The following is a 25514-nucleotide window of genomic DNA, read 5'->3' on the forward strand; positions in this document are numbered from 1 at the left end:
AAACATCGCACGGTAACTCTTTCGCTGCTATGGTCAGATCGTGAGTACCGCCATTCCCCACAGTTTCCCGATCGGGATCGACCCCGCCGACATCGACTTCATGGGTCATGTCAACAATGCCTCCTATCTGAAATGGGTGCAGGATGCGGTGGTCAGCCACTGGCAGCGCTTCGCGCCCGCCGAGGCCGTCGCGGCGAACCTGTGGGTCGCGCTTAAGCACGAGATCACCTATCGCAAGCCGACCTTCCTCGACGACGAGGTGATCGCCACCGTGCTGCTCGAAAAGGTGCAGGGCGCCCGTGCTTTCTATCAGACGATCATCAAGCGCGGCGAGGAGGTGCTCGCCGAAGTGCAATCGAGCTGGTGCTGCGTGGATGCCAAGACGCATCGCCCGGCGCGGATCGCGCAGAACGTGGCGGATCTTTTTTTCAGCAAGGACTGACGGCGGTACTACCAAATAGGTCGCTCGATCAGTGGCTTGTGGCGATCGTGCGCAGCTTGAAGCCGGTAACCTTGGTGCCGAAATTGCATTCGAACGAGCGCCGCGTGGTGCCATCGTCGGCCGTGCCCCACACCTTGATCTTGTCGATCGACACTTGCTGCATGTCGATGATCTGCACCTTGCCGTAAGGCGCGGCCCGCGCGCTGCACGCGTCCTTCGCATTGGGCGCGAGATAGCTGTTGTCCTGCGGTTGCCCTTGCGCACCACGCACCGCCATGCCGACCGCGCTGCTGGCAATGCTGGCGACACAGCCGCCGAGCGGCAGGGCGCTGGCCAATAGGCCACAGATTAGCAGGGGCTTCATGCGGGGTCCTTCGTCGCCGGGTGCAGCCCGCACCTTATGGGGCGGGCCGAAACGGTACAATGGCGTGCGGCTACAGCATCTCGCGCAACGCGCACCAGGCGGACAGCTTGGCATCCAGCCCGACCGTGTGCAGCGGGCTGCTCGAGGGCAGCGGAATCAGCGTGGCGCGCGTCTTGCCGCCAAGCTGCCGGCTGCCATGGCGAAAGGCGGTGGCGCCGTTAAAGGCGATCGCGCGCAGATCGGGCAGCGTGGCGACCAGGCCGGGCAGGTCGTTGCCGACCAGATCGCGGATCGCCGCATCCGTGCTGCCCGGGCGGGTGGCGCTGGCGACGACATCCCACAGGCCGATACGCGCGTCGCGCAGCGCGGTCAGCCGGTCGTCATAAGCCAGGGCTGGGAGGTCGATATCGATCACCGCCGCCATCAGCCGCCAGAACTGGTTCTGCGGATGGGCGTAATAGCGCGCCGCGGCGAGCGAGGCGTCGCCCGGCAGGCTGCCGAGCACCAGTAGGCGCGTGCGCGCGTCGGTGACCGGCGGGAAGCTGTGTTTGGTCGTCATCAGGACTCAGCTGTGGCCGAGATAGTCCAGCTTGCCGAGTGGCACGCCCTTCATGCGCAGGATCGCATAGGCGGTGGTGACGTGGAAATAGAAGTTGGGCAGGACGAAGCCGAGCGCGAAGCTGCGCCCGGTAAAGTCGATCGCCCCATTGGGGGTGGTGAGCGTCACGGGCCGGGCTTCCTGGCCGTGCATCGCTTCCGGCGGCACCGTCTCGAGGAAAGCGACCGTGCGGGCGATGCGCGCCTGCAGATCCGCGAAGCTGATTTCGTCATCCGCCATCGGCACGTTCTCAAGCCCGCCGATGCGCACGGCGGCGCCCTTGGCGGTGTCGCTGGCGCGCTGAATCTGGGCAGTGAGCGGGGCCATATCGTCATAGAGTCTGGCGGTGAGCAGGTCGGCCGGATCGACATCGTTTTCGATCGCCCAGGCTTCGGCCTTGACCAGGAACGCCGACAGGGCGGCAAAGCCGCGCAGCAAGGCGGGCACGGTTAGGTCGTAGAGTTCGGTCGCCATACTGCAGTCCCCTTGGTGTGGTCGCTAGATGGGGGTGCGGCGCGGGCGTGCAACCGGATGCGACTTAAAGCGCGGATGTAATATCGGTATGGGTAAAGTCGTCGCCCTTGAAAAGCAGGGGATCGCCGGTTTCTTTGGCAAGGGCGTAGGCGAAGCAATCTCCAAAGTTGAGCTTGGCCGGGTCCTGCGTGCCAAGGCCATATCTGCGATACGCTTCGTGGCCGATCTTGCCTTGCGCTGCCGTTACCGGGACGATCTCGATCGAGAAGGTCGATACAAGCACGTTGAGATCGTCGATCGGCAGCAGGCGACCCTGGCCGCGTGTCATTACGGCTGCCAGTTCAATCCAAGTTCCGGCGGACATGATGCGGGTTGGCGCACGGACGAGTGCGGCCAATAGCGCTTCACGCTCCGGTTCTCCCAGCAGAATTGCCATGATGGCCGACGAGTCGATGATCAAGCGAACGATCCATCTTCGTTGTAGATACTGTCCATGATCTGCTTGGAGGTCACGCCTTCCAGCTCGGGCGGGCGGTTACGGTCGAGTTTGTCGAGAAACGCCTCTATTCGCGTCCGTCTCGCGTCGATCTCCGCCTCCCGCTGATCGATCTGTACCTTCAGCGCGGCTTTGATCGCGGCCGTGACGGATTGGCCGGTGGAATCAGCCAGATCGCGCGCCATGCGGACCGTTTCGGCATCCTTGATGTTGAGTTGCACGCCCATGATCTACCTCCGTACGCAAGGCATATACCACAAGCATGAATTGGCCGCAGTCGAAAATGCGTGGATTGCCGCACGCGGCGCATCGCCTATTTAGGGGCGATGCACACGACAGCCGATACGCTCGCCCTGATTGGAAACACGCCGCTGGTGCGGCTCAAGGGGCCGAGCGAGGCGACGGGGTGCGACATCTACGGCAAATGCGAGTTCGCCAATCCTGGCGCGTCGGTGAAGGACCGGGCGGCGTTGGCGATCGTCGAGGATGCCGAGGCGCGCGGCACGATCCAGCCGGGCGGGACGATCGTCGAGGGGACGGCGGGCAATACCGGGATCGGCCTGGCCTTGGTCGCCAATGCCAAGGGCTACAAGACCATCATCGTCATGCCGGAGACGCAGAGCCGCGAGAAGATGGATACGCTGCGCGCCCTGGGCGCCGAGCTGGTGCTGGTGCCGGCCGCGCCCTATTCGAACCCGGGGCATTTCGTGCACACCTCGCGCCGCATCGCGGAGGAGACGCCGAACGCGATCTGGGCCAATCAGTTCGACAATATCGCCAATCGCCGTGGGCATATCACCGGCATGGCGGAGGAAATCTGGGCGCAGATGGAGGGTCGGGTCGACGGCTTCACCTGTGCCGCAGGCACGGGCGGGACGATCGCCGGCGTGGGGCTGGGCCTGAAGGCGAAGGACGAGGCGGTGTGCATCGCGCTGGCCGATCCGCACGGTGCTGCGCTGTACGAATATTATGCCCATGGCGAGCTCAAGGCCGAGGGTTCCTCGGTTGCCGAGGGCATTGGGCAGGGGCGTATCACCGCCAATCTCGAGGGTGCGCCGATCGACACGCAGTTCCGCATCTCGGACGCAGAGGGCATGGAATGGGTCGAGCGCCTGCTGGCCGAAGAGGGGCTGTGCCTGGGCCTGTCGTCGGGCATCAACGTCGCCGGCGCGGTGCGGCTGGCCAGGCATCTGGGGCCGGGCAAACGCGTCGTGACGGTATTGTGCGATACCGGCTTTCGCTACCTTTCCACATTGTACAATCGCGCATGGTTGGAGGCAAAGGAACTGCCGGTTCCGGCCTGGCTCGCCCGCGGCTGAGCGGTGCCATCGACACGACGAAGCGTTTCTGGTACATTTCTGCCACAGGCATGATGAAATCTAGTAATCCTCCTCTCGATCCGGGCCAGACCACGCAGCGTGTGCGGGTTGGCATGATCGGCTTGGCCGCCGTGCTGCTGCTGATCGGGTTGGCCGCGGCGATCTTCTCCACCGCCAGTCGCGAACGTGCGGTATCGGGCGGATCGCGGGCCGATGTCGTCGCCAATATGACGATGGGCAACGGACTGGCCGGCCTGGGCGACGGCAGCGAACCGCTGGCCGATCTGGGGGTCACGCCCAGCACCGCCACGGAAAACGTCGCCATTGCGGCGAACGATCACCGCGACCAGTGACCCGTCGCCTGCGCGCTGAGAATCGCGGGGAAATACGGGGAGAGTCTGGGCCGCAACGCTACGCCGATCCCAATTCCCCCGCGACGCCCGATTTCAGCCGTGAACAGATGTGGAACGCGTTGTTTTGCTTGAGAAATTTTGTGACGTGAACTGAGATAGATAGGCGTCCGTCCCCGGATCGCCCGTGCTTTCCCCTTGAATCCCCGGCAATCCCAAGATACGCCACTCCTATAGAGGGGCATTACTCTTTCGCCTGCGCCAGTCAGGAGCCTGGGAGCGACCACAGCGTCGTTTCCGGGAACGGAGACGTCATGCCCTCCTGATGTGGGGTAAATGTGATCGAAAGGGTGGACTATCAGGGAGACGGTATTGGCCTTGTCGACGACAAGGGCCGGTGCGCTATCCCTGCCTCCCTGCGTGCGGCGCTCGCCACCAACAGCCCCCGCGCCGATGGCAAAGATGGCGGCAGCGTTATCATCGGCGCGCATCAGAGCAGCCCGTGCCTGATCGGGTATGACGACGGCTACCGCACCCTGCTCAAGGAGCGCGCGGCGCAATTGCAGGCGGCCTATCTCGCCAAGCACGGTACGCATAACCCCAATCTGCTGCGCGAAATGGTGCAGGGCGAGCCGGTGCCGTTCGATGGCAGCGGGCGCTTCATCATGCCCGCCTTTGCGCGGTTTCGGGCTAAGATTGGGGCGAATGCCTTCTTCTATGGCACCTTCGAGTGTTTCGAGATCTGGGATCCGCGCACGCTGATCGAGTCCGATGTCGCCGAAGTGATGAAGGATTGCGCGCGCTTTCACTGCCAGATGAAGGGCATCGCGCTGTGACCGACGCCCCCCATGTTCCCGTATTGCTCGCCGAAGTGCTCGACGCGCTCGCCATTGCCCCCGGCGAGACGCAGGTCGATGCGACGTTCGGTGCCGGCGGCTACACCCGCGCGATGCTGGCGGCCGGCGCGCGCGTACTGGCGTTTGACCGCGACCCCGATGCGATCGAGGCGGGGCGCGCGCTGGAAGCCGAGCAGGACGCGCTGACGCTGGTGCCGGCGACCTTCTCGGCAATGGAAGCCGAGCTGGCCGCGCGGGATGCCGTGCCGGTGGACGGCGTGACGATGGATATCGGCGTGTCGTCGATGCAGCTCGATCAGGCCGAGCGCGGCTTCAGCTTCCAGTCGGATGGCCCGCTCGACATGCGCATGAGCCAGGAAGGGCAGACCGCCGCCGATTTCGTCAACACGGCGGACGAAGCGCATCTCGCCAACGTGTTGTACGAATTCGGCGACGAGCCACGCTCGCGGCGCGTGGCGCAGTTCATCGTCGCGGCGCGGCCGATCACGCGGACCGGCGAGCTGGCGCGGATCGTGCGCCGCGCGCTCGGCTATAAGCCACACGACAAGAAGGATCCGGCGACGCGCACCTTTCAGGCGCTGCGCATCGAGGTGAATCGCGAACTTGGCGAGCTGGAGGACGGCCTGGCCGCCGCCGAACGGGTGCTCAAACCTGGTGGGACGCTGGCCGTGATCACGTTCCATTCGGGCGAGGATCGCTTGGTGAAGCGTTTCTTGCGCGAACGAAGCGGCGGCTTGCCGTCGGGATCGCGGCACCTGCCCGAGGTGAAGGCCAAGAACGCGCCCAGTTTCGAAGCAGTCGCGCGCGCGGTGCGCGCCGGCGACGACGAGATCGCACGCAACCCGCGGGCGCGATCCGCGACCTTACGCGTGGCGACCCGGACGGCCGCCGCCGCCTGGGGCACTGCGACGACGACGAACACGACCACGAGCAAGGGATTTTCGGAATGATGGCGTTCGTGTGGAAGATGTTGGCCTGGTTCGGCATCGGTGTGGTGGTCGCCCTTGGCGTCCTGATCGTACCGCTGCACGTCGCGGCCGAGCGCAAGAAGCTGGACGTTACGACGCGCGAGATCGCCCAGGCGCAGCGCGATATTCGCGCGCTGGAAACCGAATTCGAGACGCGCGCGAACATCGCGCAGCTGGAAAAGTGGAACGGCGAGACGCTGCGGCTGGCCGCGCCGGTCGCCGGGCAATATGTCGCCGATGAAGCGCAGTTGGCGTCGCTCGACTTCAACCACCCGCTCGGGGCCGGCGGCGCCACGGTGCAGACCGCCGCCCTGATCGTGCCGCAGCATAACAGCGCCGCGGCCGCGCCGGCCGCGACCGCTGCCCCCGCGGTGGTCAGCGTGGCGGTGGCTAGCGCCAAGCCGCAGCCGGCCGACGCCACGGCGGCAGCGCCGGTCAAGACGGCGGCGGTGCAGCGCAAGGCGCAAGCCGTGGCAATGCTCGACCGCAAATTGCTCAGCGATACGATGATCGGCGACCTGAATAGCGGCGCGCGCCGGGAAGCTGGCCGCTTGCGGTGAGCATCGCGCTCGCCCGCCCCATGCCGCATCGGCGACCAACGGGTCAGCGCCACGCGCTGATCCAGACCGCGCATATGCGGTTGATGATCCTGTTGCTGCTGTTCACGGCCGCGATTGCGGTCGTTTTGGTGCGTCTGGCGGTGCTGGCGATCTCCGCCGATCCGGCGGCGGCGCGTAGCGCGTTGCTCAACGCCAGTTGGTCGCGCGGCGACATCGTCGATCGTAACGGCGAGCCGCTGGCGCGAACGATCGAGGCGTGGGGCATCGGCGTGCATCCGCAAAAGGTGCTGGGGGACAAGAACGAGCTGGCGGCCAAGCTGGCGGCGCTGATCCCGACACACGACCAGGCGTGGTTCTACGAGCGACTGACGATGTCCTCGTCGTTTACCTTCCTCGAACATCACGCCTCGCCCTCGTTGGTTACCGCGGTCAATGCGCTCGGCGAACCGGCCGTGGTGTTCGAGAAGGAGCCCGAGCGGCTTTATCCGCAGACGACGCTCGCCGCCCATGTGCTGGGCTTCCTCAGCCCCGACGCGGCGGCCGGTCGCCTGGCGGGCGCGAGCGGGATCGAGCGCGCATTCGACGCGCGACTGGCCAATCCGATCGATCGCGCCACACCGCTGACCCTGTCGATCGATTACCGCGTGCAGGCGGCGATGGAGAGCGAACTCGGCGCGGCGATGAACGCGTACCAAGCACGCGGCGCGACCGGCGTGGTGCTCGACGTCGATACCGGCGAAGTGATCGCCATGGCCTCGCTGCCGGTGTTCAACCCCAACAAGGTGGGCTCCGCCAACAAGGAATCGCTGCGCAACAACGTGACGCAAAGCGTGTACGAGTTGGGCTCGGCATTCAAGCCGATCACCATGGCCACGGCAATCGAGAGCGGCGTCGTTACGAGCATGGCCAAGCGCTTCGACGCGACGCACGAACTGCATGTCGGCGGCTTCACGATCCATGACGATCATGCGCAGAAGCGCTTTCTCAACATCCCCGAGACGCTGATCCATTCGTCCAACATCGCCACCGCCAGGATCGCCGACGAGATCGGGAAGGATCGGCTATCGGCGATGTTCACCAAGCTCGGTTTCGGCACCAAGCCCGATATCGAGCTGCGCGAAAAGCAGAAGCCGATCTGGCCGAAATATTGGGCGCGTACCACGGTGATGACGACGGCCTATGGCCACGGCATTGCCGTGACGCCGCTGCATCTCGCCAATGCCTATGCGACGCTGGTGAACGGCGGGATCTGGCGGCCGACGACCTTGTTGCGCGTCGCGCCGGGACAGGGGGCGAAGGGCCGGCGAGTCCTGTCGCCCTCGACCAGCGCGCGGATGCGGCAGTTGCTGCGACTGATCGTTACGCAGGGCACCGGACGGATGGCCGAAGCGCCGGGCTACCGCGTCGGCGGCAAGACCGGCACGGCGGAAGTGGCGGGCGGCGGCGGCTATCTGAAGAACGCCAACGTCTCGACCTTTGCTGCGGCCTTCCCGATGGACAAGCCCCGCTATGTCGTGCTGGCGATGATGGACAGCCCCAAGCGGGTGAAGGAAAATTCGTTCCAGACCACCGCTGCCTATACCGCCGCGCCGGTAATCAGCCGCGTGATCAGCCGTACCGGCGCAATGCTTGGCGTGATGCCAGACAATGGGCGCGACGTTGACGTGTCCGAGCTGCTGCCCTTGTTGTGGCATGCGCCGGGCGAGAACCCGACGGACGCGGAATGAAACTGGGCGCGCTGACCGGCGGCAACGAGCAGGATACTGTCAGCGGTTTTGCGATCGATCACCGCAAGGTGGCCGATGGCACGGTGTTCGGCGCGTTCGCCGGCGCCAAGGTGAATGGCGAGGCGTACATCGCCGCCGCGGTGAAGGCCGGCGCGATCGCCGTTGTGGCGCGGCCTGAGGCGGTGGTCGAGGGGGCAGTGCATATTGCCGATGCCCATCCGCGCCAACGCTTCGCCCAGCTCGCGGCGCGTTTCTTCGCGCCGTTTCCGGCCGTCGCCGTTGCGGTGACGGGGACCAACGGCAAAACCTCCTGCGTCGAGATGACGCGGCAATTGTGGCGTATGGCGGGTTTTTCCGCGGCCTCGATCGGCACGCTGGGTGTAACGACGGGTGACGACCGCGTGTCGACCGGGCTGACCACGCCGGACGTGGTGACGTTCCTGTCGAACACGGCTGGTTTGGCGCGCGAAGGCGTAAGCCATGTCGCCTTCGAAGCATCGAGCCATGGCTTGTCGCAATATCGCACCGAGGGCCTGCCGGTGCGGGCCGCGGCGTTCACCAATCTCAGCCGCGATCATCTCGATTATCACGGCACGATGGAGGCGTATTTCGACGCCAAGATGCGGCTTTTTGCCGATGTTGTCGAAGTGGACGGCGCGGCAGTGGTGTGGGCGGATGATCCGCTGTCAGCGCGCGTGATGGAGCTTGCGCAAGCGCGCGGCGTGCGCGTGATCTCGGTCGGCACGCGGGGCGAGACGCTCAAGCTGGTGTCCCGCGACCCGACCTTGCTGGGGCAGGGGCTGGTGATCGAGGCCGACGGGCGGACGTTCAAGATCAACCTGCCACTGATCGGCGCGTATCAGGCCGCCAATGCTTTGGTCTCGGCCGGGCTGGTGATTGCCACCGGTGGCGAGGTCGCGGCGACGCTGGCGGCGTGCGGGCGGTTGCAGCCGGTGCGCGGAAGGCTCGAGCGGGCGGTGATCTCGGCCAAGGGCGCGCCGATCTATGTCGATTACGCCCACACGCCGGACGCGCTGGAGGCGGCGATCTCGGCGCTGACGCCGCATGCCAAGGGCCGGCTAATCGTGGTCTTCGGCGCGGGCGGCGACCGCGACCAGGGCAAGCGTGCGGCGATGGGCGCGATTGCCTCGGCCATGGCGGACGTGGTGATCGTTACCGATGACAATCCGCGCAGCGAAGATCCGGCGGCAATCCGCGCGATGGTGCTGGAGGGCGCGCCCGGCGCGACCGAAATCGGATCGCGGCGGGAGGCGATCGGCGCCGCCATTGCGATGGCGGGCCCCGAGGATATCGTGCTGGTAGCGGGCAAGGGGCATGAGCAGGGGCAGATCGTCGGCGATCTCGTGCTGCCGTTCGACGATGTGACCGTAGCGCGGGAGATGGCGGCGTGAGTGTTGCGGCAAAATCTCCCTCCCGCTTGCGGGAGGGGCGAGGGGAGGGCGTGTCCGCGAGCGTCGTACCCTCCGCACAGGCCCTCCCCCAACCCCTCCCGCAAGCGGGAGGGGAGCTTTGAGCCTCTGGACCTCCGCTGAAATCGCCACCACAACGGAAGGGCAGGCGTCCGAGGATTTCGCCGTGACCGGGGTCACCTTCGATTCCCGCGAAGTCGGCCCCGGCGATCTGTTCGTCGCGCTCACCGGCGAGGCGACGAATGGACATCGTTTCCTCGACCAAGCGTTCGTGCGCGGTGCCGCCGGAGCGATCGTCAGCGAGAACACGCCGCACCCGCACGTCCGCGTGCCCGATACGATGGCCGCGCTCGAGGCGCTCGCGATCGCCTCGCGCACCCGCTCCGCCGCGCGGATCATCGGCGTGACCGGGTCGGTCGGCAAAACCAGCACCAAAGAGGCGCTGTTCGCTGCGCTCGATCGTGCGACGCCCGGCGCGGCGCACCGCTCGGTCAAAAGCTATAACAACCATACCGGCGTGCCGCTGAGCCTCGCGCGGATGCCCCGCGACGCGCGCTACGGCGTGTTCGAAATGGGCATGAACCATGCCGGCGAACTCGCGCATCTGACGACATTGGTGCGGCCGCATGTTGCGATGGTCACGGCGATCGCCCCGGCGCACACCGCGTTTTTTCCCGACGAGTCCGCTATCGCCGATGCCAAGGGCGAGATCTTTGCCGGCTTGCAGCCTGGCGGCACCGCGATCATCCCTTACGATAGCCCGCATCGCGACCGGCTGATCGCCGCCGCGCGGCCTTATGCCGCGCATATCGTGACGTTCGGGTTGGAGGCGGGGGCCGATGTCCGCGCGATCGAATCGATGCGCACCGCGACGGGCGCAACCTTCGTCACCGCGCGGCTGGGCGCGCGCGAATTGAGCTTCACCATGGCGCAGCCGGGCATGCATTGGGTGTCCAACGCGCTTGGCGTGCTGGCGGCGGTCGATGCGGTCGGCGGGGATCTGGCGATGGCGGGGCTGGCGCTGGCCGAGCTTGGCGGGCTGCAGGGGCGCGGGGCGCGGTTCACGGCACCGGTCGGTGATGGCACGGCGTTGGTGATCGACGAGAGCTACAATGCCAACCCCGCGTCGATGCGCGCCACGCTAGCGGTGCTCGGCGCCGGCGAGGGGGCGCGGAAAATCGCCGTATTGGGCGAGATGCGCGAGTTGGGCGCGGGTAGTGCCGCCTATCATGCCGCGCTGGCCGAGCCGATCGTTGAAGCGGGCGTTTCGCACGTCGTGCTGATCGGTGCGGAGATGGCTGCGCTTGCGGAAGCGCTTGAGGGGCGCGTGCAATTCGTCCATGTGGCCGATGCCGCTGCCGCCCGGACAAGCCTGATGAACATCCTGGCGCCGGGCGACGCCGTGCTCATCAAGGGATCGAATGGCGTGGGGCTGTCGGCGTTGGTCGCCAGCCTGAAAGCCGGGACAATTTAATGCTGTATGTGATCGCCGAATATCTGGGATTTCCGGGGCTGCTCAATCTGTTGCGCTACCAATCGGTGCGTACCGGCGGGGCGGTGACGATGGCCCTGGTGATCGGGCTGATCATCGGGCCGCGCTTCATCGGCTGGCTGCGCCTGCGCCAGGGCAAGGGCCAGCCGATCCGCGCCGATGGGCCGCAGACGCATCTCGCCAAGCGCGGCACGCCGACCATGGGCGGGCTGATGATCCTGACCAGCATGGGCCTGTCGATCCTGATGTTCATGGATCTGAAGAACCCCTATGTATGGGCATGCCTGTTCGTCACCCTGGGGTTCGGCGCGATCGGGTTTCTCGACGATTACGACAAGGTGCGCAAAGCGAGCACGGCGGGCGTATCGAGCCGCATGCGGCTGCTGGGCGAGTTCGCCATCGCGCTGCTGGCGAGCTGGATGATCGTTGGGCAGAATGGCACGCACCTGTATCTGCCGTTCTTCAGCAACGTCTCGATCGATCTGGGCTATTTCTACATTCTGTTCGCGGCCTTCACGATCGTCGCGTTCGGCAATGCGGTCAACCTGACCGACGGGCTCGATGGGCTGGCGACGATGCCGGTGATCATCGCCTCGGTCGCGTTCATGGTCATCGTGTATCTGGCCGGCAACGTTAAGTTCGCCACCTATCTCGGCATTCCGCATGTGCCCGGGGCGGGCGAACTGGCGATCTTCTGCGGCGCGATCGTCGGCGCAGGGCTGGCCTTCCTGTGGTTCAATGCGCCGCCAGCGGCCGTGTTCATGGGCGATACCGGCAGCCTAGCGCTGGGCGGCGCCCTGGGGGCGATCTCGGTCGTCGCGCATCACGAGATCGTGCTGGGGATCATCGGCGGGCTGTTCGTGATGGAGGCGCTGTCGGTCATCATCCAGGTGTTCTTCTACAAGCGCACCGGGCGCCGCGTGTTCAAGATGGCGCCGATCCATCATCATTTCGAACAGCTCGGCTGGGCCGAGGCAACCGTCGTGATCCGCTTCTGGATCATTGCCTTCGTGCTGGCGCTGGCTGGCTTGTCGACGTTGAAGCTGCGGTGATTACGTCGCCGGCCTGGGCAGGCAAAAGGTACGCCGTGCTCGGGTTGGCGCGCTCCGGCGCGGCGACCGTGCGTGCGCTGGTGGCGAGCGGGGCGGAGGTGGTGGCGTGGGATGCGGATGCGGCGAAGCGTGATGCGCTGGCCACTGTAGTGTTCGAAGACGTCGAAGCGATCGATCTTACCGGCTTCGACGCTTTGGTTGTGTCCCCCGGCGTCCCCCTCAACCGCCACCCGATCGCCGCCAAGGCGCGCGCGGCGGGGGTGCCGATCATCGGCGATATCGAATTGTTCGCGCAGGCGCGCACGTCGCTGCCGGTGCACAAGGTGGTGGGCGTCACCGGCACCAACGGCAAGTCGACGACGGTGTCGCTGATCCACCACATCCTGCAGACGGCCGGCGTGCCCTCGCGACTGGGCGGCAATATCGGTCTGCCTATTCTCGAGCAGGAGCCGCTGCCCGCGAGCGGCGTCTACGTGCTCGAACTGTCGAGCTATCAGATCGACCTCACGCAAACGCTCGATTGCGACGTGGCGGTGCTGCTCAACATCACCCCCGATCACCTCGATCGGTATAGCGGGTTCGACGACTATGCCGCGTCGAAGGCGCGGTTGTTCGCGATGCAGTCTCCGCAAGGGTTGGCTGTCGTCGATTATGCGGCCGAGGCCGAGCACGATGTGCTGGTAGAGGCCGAAGACCCGATCATTCAGTTCATTGCCAATGTGGACGTTGGCGGGGCGACGGATTGGCCGGCCTTGCAGGGCCCCCACAACCTGCTCAACGCCAAGGCCGCCATCGCCGTTGCGCGGCAGCTCGGCGTGCCGGATGCGGCGATCGGCGTGGCGCTGGCCAGCTTCGCCGGCCTGCCGCACCGCATGGAACGCGTCGCCACGATCGACGGGGTCGCGTTCGTCAACGACAGCAAGGCGACCAATCCGGAATCGACCGCGCCGGCGCTGGCCGCGTTTCCGCGTGTTCACTGGATTCTTGGTGGGCAGGCCAAGTCGGACGATCTCGATGCGTGCGCGGCGCAGTTTGGGCATGTCGTGAAGGCTTATACGATCGGCGCGTCAGGCCCGAGCTTCGCCGCGATCCTCGCGCCGCACATGCCGGTCGAGCAGAGCGGCACGCTTGCCGCTGCCGTCGTCAGTGCCGCCGCCAATGCGGTATCCGGCGAAACCGTGCTACTGTCGCCGGCCTGCGCATCGTTCGACCAGTTTCGCGATTTCGAGGATCGTGGCGACCAGTTCCGTGCGCTGGTGGAGGCATTGGCATGACCGACCTGCGCGCGCGTCCCAAGACCGGCCTGTGGACCCGCATGAAGGATCGCGGCGGGCGCGGCGATCGATCGGCGCTGGGCATGTGGTTCTGGGATATTGACCGCGTGCTGCTGCTGCTGGCGTTGCTGCTGATCGCGATCGGGCTGATCGCGGTCGGCGCGGCGTCGCCTGCCGCGGCGCAGCGTTATTCGGACGACAAACATCATATTCCGCCGCTTTTCTATCTGTGGTGGCAATTGGGCTGGGTCGGCGTGTCGCTGCCGGTGCTGTTCGTCACCTCGATGCTGCCGGTGACGGCGGCGCGGCGGATGGCGCTGATCGGCTGCCTGGTGTTCCTCGTGCTGCTGATAGCGGTGCCGGTGATCGGGTTCGAACGCAACGGCGCGACGCGCTGGATCGATTTCGGCATTTCCTCGCTGCAGCCATCGGAATTCCTGAAACCCTTCTTCATCGTCACGGTCGCCTGGCTGCTGTCGCTGCGCGCCAAGGACAATCAGTTGCCGGTGGTGTGGATCACCGGCGGGCTGACCGGGTTCGTCGCGCTGTTGCTGATGCTGCAGCCCGATTTCGGGCAGACGGTGGTGTTCTGTTCGGTGTGGATCGCCTTGCTGATGATCGCGGGCACGCCGGTAAAGGTGATGATCGGGCTGCTCGGCTGCGTGCCGGTCGCGTTGGTCGCGGCCTATCTGTTCTACGATACCGCGCGGGTGCGGATCGATGCGTTCCTGTTCCCGGGCGCCGAGGGCGGATCAGACAATTTCCAGACCAATGCCGCCTATAACGCGATTACCAATGGCGGCTGGCGCGGGACGGGGCCAGGCGGCGGCACGATGAAGTTCCGCCTGCCGGAAGGGCATACCGATTACATCTATTCGGTGATCGGCGAGGAATTCGGGCTGGTCGCCTGCGCGATCATCGCCATTCTGTTCCTGACCATCGTCGTGCGCGTGTTCGTCAAACTGCTCGACGAGCAGGACGAGTTCCGCTTGTACGCCGCCGCGGGGCTGGCGACTCAATTCGGGGCACAGGCGCTGATCAGCATGGCGGTCAATACCGGCATGGCGCCGAGCAAGGGCATGACCTTGCCGTTCATTTCCTATGGCGGCTCGTCGATGATCGCGCTGTCGATCGGCATGGGATTGCTGCTTGCATTCACGCGGCGAAACCCGTTCGTGTCGCGCTCTCCCTATATCGCGCGGTGGAGCGGCGAATGAGGTTCGTTCAATGAGTGGGCAGAAGCATTTCGTATTGGCGGCGGGCGGCACCGGCGGGCACATGGTGCCGGCGGCGTCCCTGGCGCAGGAATTAGGCAAGCGCGGGCATCACGTCTCGCTGATTTCCGACGCGCGCGGGGTGCGCTTTCCTGGCCTGTTCGAAGGCGTGCAAACGCATGTCCTGCCGGCCGGACGGCTGGCGGGCGGGCCAATCGGCTGGGCCAAGGCGATGCGGGCGATGGTCGCCGGGCGCACCCTGGCGATCGAGCTGTACAAGCATCAGAAGCCGGCGGCGGTAATCGGCTTTGGCGGCTATCCCGCGCTGCCCGCGCTGCTGGCCGCGTTCAGCCAGGGCATTCCGACCGCGGTGCACGAGCAGAATGCGGTATTGGGCCGCGTCAATCGGCTGGTGGCCGGGCGGGTCGACGCGATCGCGACCTCCTATGCCAATGTCGAGCGGCTGAAGGACAAATATCGCAGCAAGGCGCATCTCGTCGGTAACCCGGTGCGCGAGGCGGTACTGGCATTGCGCGCGCAGCCTTATCCGTTGCTGGAGGAAGACGGCATCTTCCGCGTACTCGTCACTGGCGGGAGCCAGGGGGCGAGTGTTCTTTCGCAGGTCGTGCCGGACGGCTTGTCGTTGTTGCCGGTCAGCTTTCGCCGCCGCTTGCAGGTGACCCATCAGGCGCGGATCGAGGATATCGACGCCGCCCGGGCGAAATATGCCGAACTGTCGATCGCGGCGGAATTGGCGACCTATCTACCCGACATGCCCGAGCAGCTCGCTTGGGCGCATCTGGTGATCGCGCGTGCCGGGGCCTCGACGTTGGCGGAGCTGACCGTCGCCGGGCGGCCGGCGATCCTGGTGCCGCTGCCCTCGGCGACCGACGATCACCAGACCGTCAACGCCAAGGAAATGACCGTGGCGGGCGGCGCGCGGACGATCGACCAGCGCAGCTTTACGCCGATCGAACTGGCCAAGCAGATGCAACGCCTCGGGCTCGATCCGGCTGCGTTGCAAAATGCCGCCGGCCGCGCGCGCAGTTGCGGGCGGCCCGATGCGGTGCGTGACCTGGCCGACTTGGTCGAGAGTCTGGATGCGCCGCGGGGCGATATGCCGATTGGGTTCAACAAGCCGGTGAAGTTCGGCGACGCGGCGGCGTATGCGTGATGGAATTGGGCGCATGAGGAATTTTGAAGCATGAGGGGTGTCGCAACCGACATCGGCACGATCCATTTCGTCGGCATCGGCGGGATCGGCATGTCGGGCATTGCCGAGGTGATGAAGAACCTTGGCTATGACGTACAGGGGTCGGACGTCGCCGAGGGCTATGTCGTGCAGGGCTTGCGCGAGAAGGGCATCCGCGTGGCGATCGGCCATGCGGCGGAGAATATCGGCGAGGCGGCGGTGCTGGTCACATCGACCGCGATCGTGCGGAGCAACCCGGAAGTGGAGGCAGCGCTGGAGAAGCGCGTGCCGGTGGTGCGGCGCGCGGAGATGCTCGCCGAGCTGATGCGGCTGAAATCGACGGTCGCGGTGGCGGGGACGCACGGCAAGACCACCACCACGTCGATGATCGCCGCGTTGCTGGATGCCGGCGGAGTCGATCCGACGGTGATCAATGGCGGGATCATCAACAGCTATGGCTCAAACGCGCGATTGGGCGCGAGCGACTGGATGGTGGTCGAGGCCGACGAGAGCGACGGCAGCTTCCTGCGCTTGGACGGCACGATCGCGGTGGTGACCAATATCGATCCCGAGCATCTCGATCATTACGGCTCGTTCGATGCGGTGAAGGACGCGTTCGTCGATTTCATCGAGAACGTGCCCTTCTATGGCGCGGCCTTGCTGTGCCTCGATCACCCGGAAGTGCAGGCGATCATCCCGCGGGTGCGCGATCGTCGCGTGGTGACCTACGGTTTCGCCGCCCAGGCCGATGTGCGCGGTGTCAACGTGACGCCGATCCCCGGCGGCAACCGTTTCGAATGCCTGGTGCGCGCGCGCGATGGATCGGTGCGCTCGATCGAGGGGATCGAAATGCCGATGCCGGGGCGGCACAATGTGCAGAACGCACTGGCGGCGATCGGCGTGGCGCTGGAAATGGGCATTCCCGACGAGACGATCCGCACCGGCTTTGCAAAGTTCGGCGGGGTGAAGCGGCGCTTCACCAAGGTTGGCGAAACCGGCGGCGTCACCGTGATCGACGATTACGGGCATCACCCGGTCGAGATCAAAGCGGTGCTGGCGGCGGCGCGCGAGGGCGTGGAGAATCGCGTGATCGCGGTGGTGCAGCCGCATCGCTACACGCGGCTGGGCAATCTAATGGAGGACTTCCAGCAGGCGTTCAACGATGCCGATATGGTGCTGGTGACGCCGGTCTATGCCGCGGGCGAAGCGCCGATCGAGGGCGTGGATGCGGCAGCGTTGGTCGAAGGGCTGAAGCGGCGCGGGCATCGCTCGGCGGCGACCGTGGCGGATGCGGATGCGTTGGCCGGGGTGCTGGCGGAGGTGACGCGGCCTGGCGATATGGTGGTGTGCCTCGGGGCTGGGGATATTACCAAATGGGCGGCTGGCTTGGCGGCTGGCATCGAGGCGAAGCGGTGAGTGGGGCTTCTTCTCTTACTCCCCTCCCGCTTGCGGGAGGGGCTGGGGGAGGGCCTGTCGTGGGCGCTGACCTGTGGACAGGCCCTCCCCTGACCCCTCCCGCAAGCGGGAGGGGGATTGGCGGCCGCGTGACGGCAAACGCGCCACTCGCGCCGCTTGTGTGGTTCAAGTCCGGCGGCGCCGCGCAGTGGCTGTTTGAGCCGCAAGACGTCGCGGATCTCAGCGACTTCCTCGCCGTGCTGGATCCCGCCGTGCCAGTCATGGCGCTCGGTCTCGGCTCGAACATGATCGTCCGCGACGGGGGCGTGCCCGGGGTGGTCGTGCGGCTGGGCAAGCCGTTCGCCAAGGTCGCGGCGCTCGACGCGACGACGCTGCAATGCGGCGGTGGGGCAAGCGGGATCCTGGTGTCTTCCACTGCCCGGGATGCGGGGATTGCCGGTGTCGAATTCCTGCGCTCGATCCCTGGCACGGTCGGTGGGTTCGTGCGGATGAATGGCGGCGCTTATGGGCGCGATACGAGCGAGATCTTGGTAACGTGCGATGTCGTGTTGCGTTCGGGCGAGCTGGTCACGCTGACGGCAGACCAGCTCGATTATACCTATCGCCATTCGAGCTTGCCTGAGGGCTGCGTCGTGGTGAGCGCGACGTTCCGTGGACATCCCGGCGAACCGGCGGCGATCCAGGCGGAGATGGACCGTATCGCCGCGGCGCGCGAAGCATCGCAGCCGTTGCGCTCGAAGACGGGGGGCTCGACCTTCAAGAATCCGGACGGGCACAAAGCCTGGCAGTTGGTCGACGACGCCGGATGTCGGGGGCTGCGGCGCGGCGATGCGCAGGTGAGCGAGAAACATACCAATTTCCTGCTCAATCTGGGGGCGGCGACGAGCGCGGAGATCGAGGCGTTGGGCGAAGAGGTACGGGACAAAGTGAAGGCGCATTCGGGGGTCGAGTTGGAATGGGAAATTCAGCGCGTGGGAGTCACATCGTGAACAAGCTCCACATCGCCGTGCTGATGGGCGGCTGGTCGGCCGAGCGCGAGGTTTCCCTTATGTCGGGCGCCGGCGTCGCCGAGGCGCTGGAATCGCTCGGGCACCGCGTGACGCGGATCGATATGGGGCGGGATGTTGCCGCGCGGCTTAGCGACGCCGCGCCGGATCTCGTGTTCAACGCGCTGCACGGCACGCCGGGGGAAGACGGCGCGGTGCAGGGCATGCTCGATCTGATGGGGCTCAAATACACGCATTCGGGCATGGTCAGTTCGGTGATCGCGATCGACAAGGTGCTGACCAAGCAGGCGCTGGTGCCGCACGGTATCCCGATGCCGGGCGGGCGAATCGTGAGATCCGAAACGCTGTACGACGGCGATCCTTTGCCACGGCCATACGTGTTGAAGCCGGTCAACGAAGGCTCGTCGGTCGGCGTGGCGATCGTCACGGATAGCGGCAATTACGGCAATCCGATCGGGCGCGGCTCGGCGGGGCCATGGGCCGAGTTCGACGAATTGCTGGCCGAGCCGTTCATTCGCGGGCGCGAATTGACCACCGCGGTGCTCGGCGACTGGGCAATGGGCGTGACCGAATTGAAGCCCAAGAGCGGCTTTTACGATTACGATTCCAAATATACCGATGGGATGACCGAGCATGTCTATCCCGCCGACATTCCCGACGAGATCACCGAAGCGTGCAAGGCGCTGGCGCTGGAATCGCATCGGCTGTTGGGGTGCAAGGGTTGCTCGCGCTCGGATTTCCGCTGGGACGACGAGCGCGGCGTGGACGGGCTGTTCCTGCTCGAGGTGAACACGCAGCCGGGTATGACGGCGCTGAGCCTGGTGCCGGAACAGGCGCGGCATAACGGTCTGCGCTATGCCGAGCTGGTGCAGAAGATCGTCGACGAGGCGATGGCGTGACGCGACCAACCCCACCGTCATTCCCGCGCAGGCGGGGATCCATACTGGCTGACGCCCGGCCTCTTGCTCCGGCGCTGCAGCTTATGGATCCCCGCCTGCGCGGGAATGACGTGTTGGTGGGGGAAGCACTCTCATGAGCAGCCGCACCCTCAAGCGCAGCCCGGCGCGGCGGCCGGTGCAGAAACGCAAGGTGCAGCGCGTGTCGATGATCGACCGCACGATCGCGGCATTGCCGATCAGCGAAGCGACGCTGCACCGCGTGGCGACCTGGACGATCACCGGCGCGGTGGTCGCCGGGCTCGGCACGATGGCGGTATGGGCCGGCGTGCCCGCGGCGATCGGTACGGCCATGGCCGAGGGCGTCGGGCGGGCCGGCTTCCGGGTCGACAAGATCGAGCTGACCGGCCTGTCGCGGATGGATCGCATGTCGGTCTATGCCGTCGCGCTCGACCAGCAATCGCGCGCCATGCCGCTGGTGCGGCTGCAGGATGTGCGGGCGAAGCTGCTGCAATATGGCTGGGTGCAGGACGCGCATGTCTCGCGCCGGCTGCCCGATACTTTGCTGGTGCATATCGTCGAGCGCAAGCCGACTGCGGTGTGGCAGGATAAGGGGCAATTGTCGCTGATCGGATCGGACGGCGTGTGGCTGGAGCCGGTGCGGCCGGACGCGATGCCGGACCTGCCGCTGGTCATCGGGCCGGGCGCGAACACGCAGGAAGCGGCGTATCAGAAATTGCTCGGCGCGGCACCGGCGCTGCGCCCCATCGTCAAGGCGGCGACCTGGGTTGGCAACCGGCGGTGGAACCTGACCTTCGAGAGCGGCGAGACGCTCGCGCTGCCCGAGGGCGAGAAGGCGGCCGCGACGGCGCTGACCAAGTTCGCGCAGTTGGACGGGGTGAAACCGCTGCTTGGCAAGGGCTGGCTGCGTTTCGACATGCGCGATCCGAGCAAGCTGGTCGCGCGCAAGCCGGGCGACAGCGCCGGCCGGGCGATCACTGATCCGAATGACGCCGGGGCTGCGGCACAACCTGCGGTGATTGAAGCGAAAAAGCGTGTAGGCTTGGCGGGGCAAGGATAACAGGCATGGCGAAAACGGCACCAGAGGGATTGATCACGGCGCTCGATATCGGGTCGTCAAAGGTTTCGGCGATGATCGCGCAGAAGGGCGATGGCGGCGAGCTGATCGTGCTGGGCACCGGGCAGCGCGAAAGTCGGGGAGTCAAGCGCGGCTATATCGCCGATGCCGATGCGACCGAGGCGGCGGTGCGCGAGGCGGTCGAACAGGCCGAGCGGATCGCCGGGGTCAACATCCAGAACGTATGGGTGAGCTTCTCGGCCGGTGGGCTGGTCAGCGACGTCGCGTCGATCGAGTTCGAGCTGGGCGGGCACCGGGTGGAGCAATCCGACATCGATGCGCTGCTGCACGCGGGCCGTGAATCGATCGATCCTGCCGGGCGCATGGTGCTGCACGCGCAGCCGGCGCTCTATACGCTAGATGGCTTGACCGGGGTGAAGAAGCCGCTCGGGCTGCATGCCGATCGATTGGGCGTGCATATTCACGTCGTCGCGGCCGATGGCTCGCCGGTGCGCAATCTTGGCCTGTGCGTCGCCAATGCGCATCTCGAGGTCAAGTCGATCATCGCGGCGCCGGTGGCGACGGGCATGGCGTGCCTCAGCGACGAAGAGCGCGAGCTAGGCGTCGCGCTGGTCGAAATGGGCGCGGGGATCACCAACGTGTCGCTGTTCGCCGGCGGCATGCTCGTCGGCCTCACCTCGATCCCGTTCGGCGCGCAGGATATTACCGATGACATCGCCAGCGCGTTCGGCACGAGCCGGGCGCAGGCCGAGCGCATGAAGTGCTTCTACGGATCGGCCAATGCGTCACCGCGCGACAATCACGACATGATCGACGTCGCACCGATCAGCGCCGAGGACGGGCAGGGCGATGGCACGCGGATTACGCGGGCGCAGCTGATTGCGGTGATCCGCCAGCGGCTCGATCATTTGATCGGCGAAGTTCAGAAGGCGCTTACCGAGCTGAAATTCTCCGGGCCGGTCGGCCGGCAGGTAGTGCTGACCGGCGGTGGAGCCGAATTAAAGGGTGTAGCCGATTACGCGCAGCAAGCGTTGGGACGTTCGGTACGTGTCGGACGGCCGCGCGGTTTGACCGCTTTGCCCGAGGCGCATTCCGGGCCGGCGTTCGCGACACTAGCGGGGCTGGCTTTCTATGCCGCATCTGATCCCGTCGATCTGCGCTCGCTGGCGGGCAAGCACCAGACCGTGCACCGACCCAAAGGCTTTGGCGTGATCCGACGATTGATCGCGATGGCGCGGGCGAATTATTGAGCTTTTACGACATGCGGTATCTTTGGCGCTGGAATCAGCCCTACTGATAGTGCAGAACGCATTGTAATTAATCATGTGTGCCGGGGTATTGGTGCACGTTGGAGACAAGACCATGAGCATCGAATTTCTGGCTCCGGAAGTCGACGAGCTGACCCCGCGTATCGCCGTGATCGGCGTGGGCGGCGCCGGCGGCAACGCGATCGCCAACATGATCCGCGCCGAAGTGCAGGGCGTGGACTTCCTCGTCGCCAACACAGACGCGCAGGCGCTGAAGCAGTCGAGCGCCTCGCAGCGCATCCAGCTTGGCGCCAAGATCACGCAGGGCCTGGGTGCCGGCAGCCGGCCGGAAATCGGCCGCGCGGCGGCGGAAGAGACGATCGACCAGCTCGCTAAGACGCTTGAGGGCAGCCACATGGTGTTCATCGCCGCGGGCATGGGCGGCGGCACCGGTACCGGTGCTGCTCCCGTCATCGCCAAGGCGGCGCGCGACATGGGCATCCTGACCGTCGGCGTGGTGACCAAGCCGTTCGCGTTCGAAGGCAGCCGCCGCGCCAAGGCCGCGGATGCGGGCATCGAAGAACTGCAGAAATATGTCGATACGCTGATCGTCATCCCCAACCAGAACCTGTTCCTGGTCGCCAACGCGAATACGACGTTCAAGGAAGCGTTCCAGATGGCGGACGAGGTTCTGCAGCAGGGCGTGCGCGGCATCACCGATCTGATGGTCATGCCCGGCCTGATCAACCTCGACTTTGCCGACGTCCGTTCCGTCATGCAGGAAATGGGCAAGGCGATGATGGGCACGGGCGAAGCATCGGGCGACAATCGCGCGATCGAAGCAGCGTCGATGGCGATCGCCAATCCGCTGCTCGACGGCGTGTCGATGAAGGGCGCCAAGGGCGTGATCGTGTCGATCACCGGCGGCGACGACATGCGGCTGCTCGAAGTCGACGAAGCGGCGAACCATATCCGCGAGCTGGTCGATGAAGACGCCAACATCATCTGGGGTTCGGCGTTCAACCCGGACCTGGAAGGCAAGATCCGCGTCTCGGTCGTCGCGACTGGAATAGAGGCAGTCGCGCGCGTGGAAACTCCCGCACCGGCGACGCGTGCGTTCACCTTCGCCACACCTAAGAAGGCAGAAGAGCCGGTGCCCGCCCCCACGCCTGCACCGGAAGCGGTCGCCCCGTTGGTCGAGCCGATGCCGACGATGGAAGACGCCTCGGGCAATATCGAGCAGGACGATGACGAACTGGTGCTGGGCAGCGACGCCGTCGCGCCGCCCGTGCGCGCGCCGCTGACGTTCGGCGACGAGCCCGAAGCCAAGCCAGCGCAGGACGTGGCGGATGGCAGCCAGCGTCGCCGCTGGTTGTCGCCGGGCGCGCCGCAGGCCGAGCCGGCCGCGGAAGAAGCCGCCGCGCCGATCGCGCCGGCGCCGCGCGTCAAGCTGGGTGGCACGTTGTTCGAGCGCATGTCGGGCGCCAATCGCGGCGCGGCGCGCGAGGACGAAGCGGACAAGGATCCGCTGGATATCCCGCGTTTCCTGCATCGCCAGAACAATCAGTGAGCTGAGGCGGACGGACGCGACCGGCCAAGCGACCCGCTTGTCGCCGGTGCGCGTCGGTCCGTCGCGCGGGTGCGGCCTTGGCCATTGCCGGTTCACCTGCGCTGGCGTCTAGCTGACTTTCCGATGACCCGTTCGCGCTTTTCCCGCTTGGCCATTGCCGTTGCCGCGCTGCCCCTGGGGGTGGCGAGTCCGGGGGCAGTCGCGCAGACCGTATTTGTGCAGCCGGCGACGCCGGATGCCGATGCGCTGGCCAATGAAATGCGCACGCTGGCGGCCAATCCCGGCGATATCAACGCGATGGTGCGGGCGGGCGAATTGACGCTCAAGCTCGACGATGCGACCGCCGCGGCGGGCTTCTTCGCGCGCGCCGAGCGGATCGATCCGAGCAATCCGCGCATCAAGGCCGGCCGCGGGATGATCGCGGTGCAGGCCGGGCGGCCGGGCGAAGCGCTGCGGCTGTTCGCGGAGGCCGAAGCGTTGCGTGGCGACGTACGGCGCTTCGCCGCCGATCGCGGTTTGGCCTACGATCTGATCGGCGAGCAGGAGCGCGCGCAACGCGATTATCGGCTGGCGCTGCGGGATGGCCCGGCAGACGAGACGTTGCGCCGCTACGCGCTGTCGCTGGGTATTTCCGGCAAGCGCGACGAGGCGTTGCAGGTGATCGATCCGCTGCTGCGGCGCAGCGATCGTGGCGCGTGGCGCACGCGCGCGTTCATCCTGGCGATGACCGGCGACAGCAAGGGCGCGGAACGGATCGCCGCGAGCATGATGCCGGGCGGATTGGGGCAGGGACTGCAGCCGTTCTTTGCGCGACTGCCGACCTTGTCGCCGGTGGATCGCGCCTTTGCGGTGCATTTCGGCGAGGTGCGGCCGACGCCGCAACGGCTGGCCGATGCGCGGATGACGCCGCGGCTACCGATCTTACAGCCTGAACCGGGGCGGTCGATCGCGATGGCGGCGGTGAGCCTTCCGGTCCGGCCGGTGAAGGAAGATCGCAAAACCCGCCGTGATCGGGAAAAGCGCGAGAAACAGCAGAGAAACCGGATCCAGGTGGCGAGCGTACAGCCGCCGGTGCCGTTGCCACAACCGCCGGCGTACCAGGCGCCAGCCCCGCAGATACCTGCCTATCAAGTGGCGTCCGCGCCGCCGGCCTATCGTCCGCCAGTGGCCGTGGCGCCGTCCTATCGGGCGGCGGTCAGCCAGTTGCCGACGTATCGGCCGCCTTCCACTCCCGGATCCACGGTCGCCGCAGCCAGCGTCGCTACCGTCGTGCCGAGCGCGAGCCGGCCGGCCGAGCCTGTGCGTCGAGCCGATGTGACGCCGGTGCGCGCCACGCCTGATCTCTATCGGGCCGCGCCGGCGACACGTACACCAGTTCCCGTAATACCGGCTGTCGAAACGCCGGTACGCGCGGTGCCGCCCGCGGCGAGCATCGCACAGGTGGTGACGCCGACACCGGTGGTGGTTGCCGCCGGCCCGACCCCAGCGCCCGTACAGATCACCGCGGCGGCGACGGTACCGCTAGCAACGCTGCCATCACCTGCCGCCGTCACGCCGTCACCCGCCACCGTGGTCGCTGCCGTCACACCGGCGCCCGCGCCCGTCGCGGCGGCTGCGACGCCTGCACCGGTGCCGGTCGAGGTTGCCGCCGTATCGCCGGAGATCCTGCCGCCAGTGCCCGGCCCGGCCAAGGGCGAGGATTCGATCCTGGCCAAGATCATCGCCAATATCACCGTTCCTGGCTCCGAGTTGGATGTCGCCCCGGTCGAGCCCGTGCCGCAGCCGGTACAGGTGGCGTCGGCGAGCGTGGTGGCGCCGGTCGCCGTCGTGCGCGCGCCAACGCCGTCGGCCGCGATGGCCGATGCGCGCGCGGCGGATCGGCTAGCAAACGACAAGGCGCTGGCCGAAACCAAGCGGCTGGCCGACAAGAAGCTTGCCGACGCCAAGAAGGCGGCGGAGACCAAGAAGGTGGCCGAGGCCAAGAAGCTCGCCGACGCGAAGAAATTGGCCGAGGCCAAGAAGGCGGAAGAGCTCAAGAAGAAGAACGACCCCAAATTGCTCGAGCCGGCGCGCGTGTGGGTGCAGGTGTCGGGCGGAGCGAACGAGGGGGATCTCCCGAAGGAATGGGCGCGGCTGCGCACCAAGGCGCCGCTTGCATTCAAGGGCAAGGCCGGCTGGACGACGCCGCTGCGCGCCACCAACCGCGTGCTGGCCGGCCCGTTCAAGACCGATGCGGAAGCGCGCTCGTTCGTCAACGCGCTGTCCAAGGAGGGGCTATCGGCGTTTACCTTCACCAGCGAGGCCGGGCAGAAGGTGTCGAAATTGGCGGGGAAGTGATCGGCCACTAGCTATCCGCTATACAGCAGTGCTTACCCGGCGAAGGCCGGGGCCCCGTCGCGATGGCCGCTGTAACAGGTCGCAACGCACGATCATCGCCGTTGCGCGACTGGGCCCCGGCTTTCGCTTGAGT

At 66.3% G+C, this 25514-nt stretch carries 25 protein-coding genes; 20 read left to right on the forward strand and 5 right to left on the reverse strand.

Annotation, left to right across the window (positions count from 1 at the left end; genetic code table 11):
* Positions 1 to 40: 40 nt before the first annotated feature.
* A complete protein-coding gene (locus tag U1739_RS12615; RefSeq protein WP_332708545.1) occupies positions 41 to 442 on the forward strand; it encodes an acyl-CoA thioesterase in 402 nt (133 codons plus the stop codon).
* A gap of 28 nt (positions 443 to 470) precedes the next feature.
* Here U1739_RS12615 and U1739_RS12620 read toward each other — a convergent pair whose 3' ends face one another.
* The 5 genes from U1739_RS12620 to U1739_RS12640 all read right to left on the reverse strand — a co-directional run bounded on the left by U1739_RS12620 (position 471) and on the right by U1739_RS12640 (position 2601).
* Positions 471 to 806, reverse strand: a complete 336-nt coding sequence (locus U1739_RS12620; RefSeq protein ID WP_332708547.1) for a hypothetical protein — start codon at positions 804 to 806, stop codon at positions 471 to 473.
* Between the two features lie 70 nt (positions 807 to 876).
* Positions 877 to 1365 (reverse strand): DNA-deoxyinosine glycosylase, encoded by a 489-nt coding sequence (locus U1739_RS12625; RefSeq protein ID WP_332708549.1) that lies wholly within the window; start codon positions 1363 to 1365, stop codon positions 877 to 879.
* 6 nt (positions 1366 to 1371) lie between these two features.
* Positions 1372 to 1878: a DUF1993 domain-containing protein gene (locus U1739_RS12630; protein ID WP_332708551.1), complete on the reverse strand. Its 507-nt coding sequence runs from the start codon at positions 1876 to 1878 to the stop codon at positions 1372 to 1374.
* A 64-nt stretch (positions 1879 to 1942) separates the two neighbouring features.
* Complete coding sequence (locus U1739_RS12635) at positions 1943 to 2338, reverse strand: type II toxin-antitoxin system VapC family toxin (protein WP_332708553.1); 396 nt, start codon at positions 2336 to 2338, stop codon at positions 1943 to 1945.
* Positions 2335 to 2601 carry a type II toxin-antitoxin system VapB family antitoxin gene (locus tag U1739_RS12640; protein ID WP_332708555.1) on the reverse strand — a complete coding sequence of 89 codons (267 nt, stop codon included), beginning with the start codon at positions 2599 to 2601 and terminating at the stop codon, positions 2335 to 2337. The genes U1739_RS12635 and U1739_RS12640 overlap by 4 nt, the downstream gene beginning before the upstream one ends.
* A gap of 99 nt (positions 2602 to 2700) precedes the next feature.
* On the opposite strand from U1739_RS12640, the gene U1739_RS12645 reads away from it, so the two are divergent.
* The 19 genes from U1739_RS12645 to U1739_RS12735 all read left to right on the forward strand — a co-directional run bounded on the left by U1739_RS12645 (position 2701) and on the right by U1739_RS12735 (position 25381).
* Complete coding sequence (locus U1739_RS12645) at positions 2701 to 3693, forward strand: cysteine synthase A (protein ID WP_332708729.1); 993 nt, start codon at positions 2701 to 2703, stop codon at positions 3691 to 3693.
* Positions 3694 to 3806: 113 nt separating this feature from the next.
* Positions 3807 to 4046, forward strand: coding sequence for a hypothetical protein (locus U1739_RS12650; protein ID WP_332708557.1), 240 nt, complete (start codon positions 3807 to 3809; stop codon positions 4044 to 4046).
* 335 nt (positions 4047 to 4381) lie between these two features.
* Complete coding sequence (locus U1739_RS12655; RefSeq protein ID WP_332708559.1) at positions 4382 to 4879, forward strand: division/cell wall cluster transcriptional repressor MraZ; 498 nt, start codon at positions 4382 to 4384, stop codon at positions 4877 to 4879.
* Positions 4876 to 5850 (forward strand): 16S rRNA (cytosine(1402)-N(4))-methyltransferase RsmH, encoded by a 975-nt coding sequence (gene rsmH / locus U1739_RS12660; RefSeq protein WP_332708562.1) that lies wholly within the window; start codon positions 4876 to 4878, stop codon positions 5848 to 5850. The genes U1739_RS12655 and rsmH overlap by 4 nt, the downstream gene beginning before the upstream one ends.
* Entirely contained in the window at positions 5847 to 6428 is a 582-nt protein-coding gene (locus U1739_RS12665) for a hypothetical protein (protein ID WP_332708564.1), read from the forward strand. The genes rsmH and U1739_RS12665 overlap by 4 nt, the downstream gene beginning before the upstream one ends.
* Positions 6425 to 8155 carry a peptidoglycan D,D-transpeptidase FtsI family protein gene (locus U1739_RS12670; protein WP_332708566.1) on the forward strand — a complete coding sequence of 577 codons (1731 nt, stop codon included), beginning with the start codon at positions 6425 to 6427 and terminating at the stop codon, positions 8153 to 8155. The genes U1739_RS12665 and U1739_RS12670 overlap by 4 nt, the downstream gene beginning before the upstream one ends.
* On the forward strand, positions 8152 to 9567 hold the full coding sequence (locus tag U1739_RS12675) for a UDP-N-acetylmuramoyl-L-alanyl-D-glutamate--2,6-diaminopimelate ligase (RefSeq protein WP_332708568.1): 1416 nt from the start codon (positions 8152 to 8154) through the stop codon (positions 9565 to 9567). Before U1739_RS12670 ends, U1739_RS12675 begins: the two co-directional genes overlap by 4 nt.
* Positions 9568 to 9685: 118 nt before the next feature.
* Positions 9686 to 11059, forward strand: coding sequence for a UDP-N-acetylmuramoyl-tripeptide--D-alanyl-D-alanine ligase (locus tag U1739_RS12680; protein ID WP_332708570.1), 1374 nt, complete (start codon positions 9686 to 9688; stop codon positions 11057 to 11059).
* A complete protein-coding gene (gene mraY / locus U1739_RS12685) occupies positions 11059 to 12129 on the forward strand; it encodes a phospho-N-acetylmuramoyl-pentapeptide-transferase (RefSeq protein ID WP_332708572.1) in 1071 nt (356 codons plus the stop codon). Before U1739_RS12680 ends, mraY begins: the two co-directional genes overlap by 1 nt.
* Positions 12126 to 13403 (forward strand): UDP-N-acetylmuramoyl-L-alanine--D-glutamate ligase, encoded by a 1278-nt coding sequence (gene murD, locus U1739_RS12690; RefSeq protein ID WP_332708574.1) that lies wholly within the window; start codon positions 12126 to 12128, stop codon positions 13401 to 13403. The genes mraY and murD overlap by 4 nt, the downstream gene beginning before the upstream one ends.
* A complete protein-coding gene (locus tag U1739_RS12695; protein ID WP_332708576.1) occupies positions 13400 to 14620 on the forward strand; it encodes a peptidoglycan glycosyltransferase FtsW in 1221 nt (406 codons plus the stop codon). Before murD ends, U1739_RS12695 begins: the two co-directional genes overlap by 4 nt.
* A 10-nt stretch (positions 14621 to 14630) precedes the next feature.
* The gene (gene murG / locus U1739_RS12700) at positions 14631 to 15791 is read left to right on the forward strand and encodes an undecaprenyldiphospho-muramoylpentapeptide beta-N-acetylglucosaminyltransferase (RefSeq protein WP_332708578.1); all 1161 of its coding nucleotides are present in this window, start codon (positions 14631 to 14633) and stop codon (positions 15789 to 15791) included.
* Between the two features lie 30 nt (positions 15792 to 15821).
* Positions 15822 to 17225, forward strand: a complete 1404-nt coding sequence (murC, locus tag U1739_RS12705; protein ID WP_332708581.1) for a UDP-N-acetylmuramate--L-alanine ligase — start codon at positions 15822 to 15824, stop codon at positions 17223 to 17225.
* 128 nt (positions 17226 to 17353) lie between these two features.
* Positions 17354 to 18214, forward strand: a complete 861-nt coding sequence (gene murB, locus U1739_RS12710; RefSeq protein ID WP_332708583.1) for a UDP-N-acetylmuramate dehydrogenase — start codon at positions 17354 to 17356, stop codon at positions 18212 to 18214.
* A complete protein-coding gene (locus tag U1739_RS12715) occupies positions 18181 to 19131 on the forward strand; it encodes a D-alanine--D-alanine ligase (RefSeq protein ID WP_332708585.1) in 951 nt (316 codons plus the stop codon). Before murB ends, U1739_RS12715 begins: the two co-directional genes overlap by 34 nt.
* A gap of 133 nt (positions 19132 to 19264) precedes the next feature.
* Positions 19265 to 20209: a cell division protein FtsQ/DivIB gene (locus U1739_RS12720; RefSeq protein WP_332708587.1), complete on the forward strand. Its 945-nt coding sequence runs from the start codon at positions 19265 to 19267 to the stop codon at positions 20207 to 20209.
* Between the two features lie 5 nt (positions 20210 to 20214).
* Positions 20215 to 21477 (forward strand): cell division protein FtsA, encoded by a 1263-nt coding sequence (gene ftsA, locus U1739_RS12725; RefSeq protein ID WP_332708589.1) that lies wholly within the window; start codon positions 20215 to 20217, stop codon positions 21475 to 21477.
* A 112-nt stretch (positions 21478 to 21589) separates the two neighbouring features.
* Positions 21590 to 23044, forward strand: a complete 1455-nt coding sequence (gene ftsZ, locus U1739_RS12730; protein ID WP_332708591.1) for a cell division protein FtsZ — start codon at positions 21590 to 21592, stop codon at positions 23042 to 23044.
* A gap of 123 nt (positions 23045 to 23167) precedes the next feature.
* Positions 23168 to 25381: an SPOR domain-containing protein gene (locus tag U1739_RS12735; RefSeq protein WP_332708593.1), complete on the forward strand. Its 2214-nt coding sequence runs from the start codon at positions 23168 to 23170 to the stop codon at positions 25379 to 25381.
* The last annotated feature ends 133 nt before the right edge of the window (positions 25382 to 25514 follow it).

It is taken from the genome of Parasphingomonas puruogangriensis (genome assembly GCF_036663635.1).
Lineage (GTDB): Bacteria > Pseudomonadota > Alphaproteobacteria > Sphingomonadales > Sphingomonadaceae > Sphingomonas.